Origin of the sequence: Mesorhizobium sp. M4A.F.Ca.ET.050.02.1.1, assembly GCF_003997725.1 — a bacterium.
Lineage (GTDB): Bacteria > Pseudomonadota > Alphaproteobacteria > Rhizobiales > Rhizobiaceae > Mesorhizobium.
Window position 1 is genome coordinate 1 of the sequence record NZ_RZSG01000944.1, and the last position, 2,077, is coordinate 2,077.

3 protein-coding genes are annotated in these 2,077 nt (G+C 65.1%); all 3 read right to left on the minus strand.

Annotated elements, in window-relative coordinates; translation table 11 throughout:
* Positions 1-27 precede the first annotated feature (27 nt).
* A complete protein-coding gene (locus EOA33_RS33440) occupies positions 28-321 on the minus strand; it encodes a hypothetical protein (RefSeq protein ID WP_127407563.1) in 294 nt (97 codons plus the stop codon).
* Positions 322-325: 4 nt separating this feature from the next.
* Positions 326-1,339 (minus strand): fumarylacetoacetate hydrolase family protein, encoded by a 1,014-nt coding sequence (locus EOA33_RS33445; RefSeq protein WP_127407564.1) that lies wholly within the window; start codon positions 1,337-1,339, stop codon positions 326-328.
* On the minus strand, positions 1,336-2,077 hold a 742-nt coding region (locus tag EOA33_RS33450), incomplete at its 5' end, for an MBL fold metallo-hydrolase (protein WP_127407565.1). The genes EOA33_RS33445 and EOA33_RS33450, both read right to left, overlap by 4 nt.

The following is a 2,077-nucleotide window of genomic DNA, read 5'->3' on the forward strand; positions in this document are numbered from 1 at the left end:
CCATGCGGCGCAGGTGATCAAGCAGCGTCATGGCGTCCTGTCGACAAGGCCGATGCCGACCGCCAGAACCAGGAAGCCGCCGACAACGATCAGCAGCAGCCGGATCATTTTTCGCCGCAGGCCTTGTGTTTCCTCGTCCCGCGCGACGCTGAGATTGGTGATGGTGTGGAACATCATCGCGTTGCGCGGCAAGCCGCTGCGGTTGGTGAGATCAGGCGAGCGCGCCTCGATGCGGTAGCTCAGGCGGATCGCCTGGATGAAGACCACCAGAATGGCCAGCGCCCACACGCCAAACAGCAAATAGACGGCTTCGCCTGGCATCCCCTCACCCCGCGTATTTCTCGACCTTCTGCTCGATGGCGCCGAAGATCGAATGGCCGGCCTTGTCCTTCATCTCGATGCGCACCGTGTCGCCGAAATGCAGGAATGGCGTCTTGGGCTCGCCCCTCTCGATGGTTTCGATCATGCGCAGTTCGGCGATGCAGGAATAGCCGGCGCCGCCGGCCGAGACAGGCTTGCCCGGCCCGCCGTCCAGCTTGTTGGAGACGGTGCCCGAACCGATGATGGCGCCGGCGGCGAGCGGCCGCGTCCTCGCGGCATGCGCGATCAGCGCCGGGAAATCGAAGATCATGTCGACCCCTGCGTCCGCACGGCCGAACGGCTTGCCGTTGAGATCGGCCAGCAGCGGCAGGCTGACCTTGCCGCCGTCCCAGGCGTCGCCCAACTCATCCGGCGTCACCGCGACGGGCGAGAAGGCAGAGGACGGTTTCGACTGGAAGAAGCCAAAACCCTTGGCAAGCTCGGGGCCGGTGATGGCGCGCAGTGTCACGTCGTTGACCAGCATGACCAGCCGGATCGCGTCCCGCGCCTGGTCGGGGCCGGCGCCCATCGGCACGTCGTCGACGATGACGGCGACTTCCGCCTCCATGTCGATGCCGAAGGCCTCGTCGGCCATGCGGATCGGATCGCGCGGCGGAATGAAGCTGTCCGAGCCGCCCTGGTAGATCAGCGGATCGGTCCAAAAACTTGCCGGCATTTCGGCGCCGCGCGCTTTGCGCACCAGTTCGACATGGTTCACATAGGCCGAGCCGTCGGCCCACTGATAGGCGCGCGGCAGCGGCGAATGCGCGTCATGCTCGTGGAAGCGCGCCGAAGGCACCGCATTGTTCTCCAGCGATTCCGCCATTGCCGCGAGGTGCGGCGAAATCCGCCGCCAGTCGTCGAGCGCGGCTTGCAGCGTCGGCACCAGGAAGGAGGCGTCGGTGAACCGCGTCAAATCGCGCGAGACGACGACCAGCTTTCCGTCGCGGGTCCCGTTCTTCAATGTGGCAAGCTTCATGCGGTTTCCTCTCCTTGCGCGGCTTGTTCGCCGCTTTGGTCTTTGTCTGTCGCATGATCTTTTCCGAAAACCGGGTCCCACTTTTCGGGATCATGCTCTAACCCCACAACAAGGCCGTCGCGGGCGATCGTCAAGTCGCCGGCCCAAGTTTTCCTGACGGCGGCGATCCAGTCGGCCTCGCCGATCGCGGCATGGTCGGCCGGAATGAGGTGGTTCAACACCAATCTGTTGACACCGGCATCGCTGGCGATGCGGCCGGCCTCCTCGGCGAAACTATGGCTGGCGAGCAGATGTTCGCGCAGCCGCGCGCCGTTGCCGGTCTTCGCCACCAGCCGCTCGATCCCTTCCTCCAGCATGGCTTCATGGACGAGGATATCGGCGCCTTTGGCGAAGTCGGCCAGCGGCGGGAAGAAGGCCGTGTCGGCGGAGAACACGATGCTCCTGCCGCCATGCTCGATACGCAGCGCAAAGCAGTCGGTCACCGGCGGATGGTCGACGCGCAGCGCCGTCACCTTCAGCCCACCCTCCTCCACAACCAGTCCCTCGCCGAACTCCTCGACCGAGACCAGATCCCTGATATCCGGCCGGCCTTCGTCGACGATGCGGATTTCGATGTCGAAATCCATCGCCTGGCAGAAGCGCTGCCAGTAGTGGCCGGTGCCAGGCGGACCGAAGATGGTCACTGGCGTGGCGAGGCCCGCCGTCCAGGCGGTGTGGATCAGCGGTCCGAGTTCCAAC

Coding starts and splice junctions, on each gene's coding strand:
- EOA33_RS33445 (WP_127407564.1), bottom strand. CDS start 1,339: ATGAAGCTTGCCACATTGAAGAACGGGACCCGCGACGGAAAGCTGGTC.
- EOA33_RS33440 (WP_127407563.1), bottom strand. CDS start 321: ATGCCAGGCGAAGCCGTCTATTTGCTGTTTGGCGTGTGGGCGCTGGCC.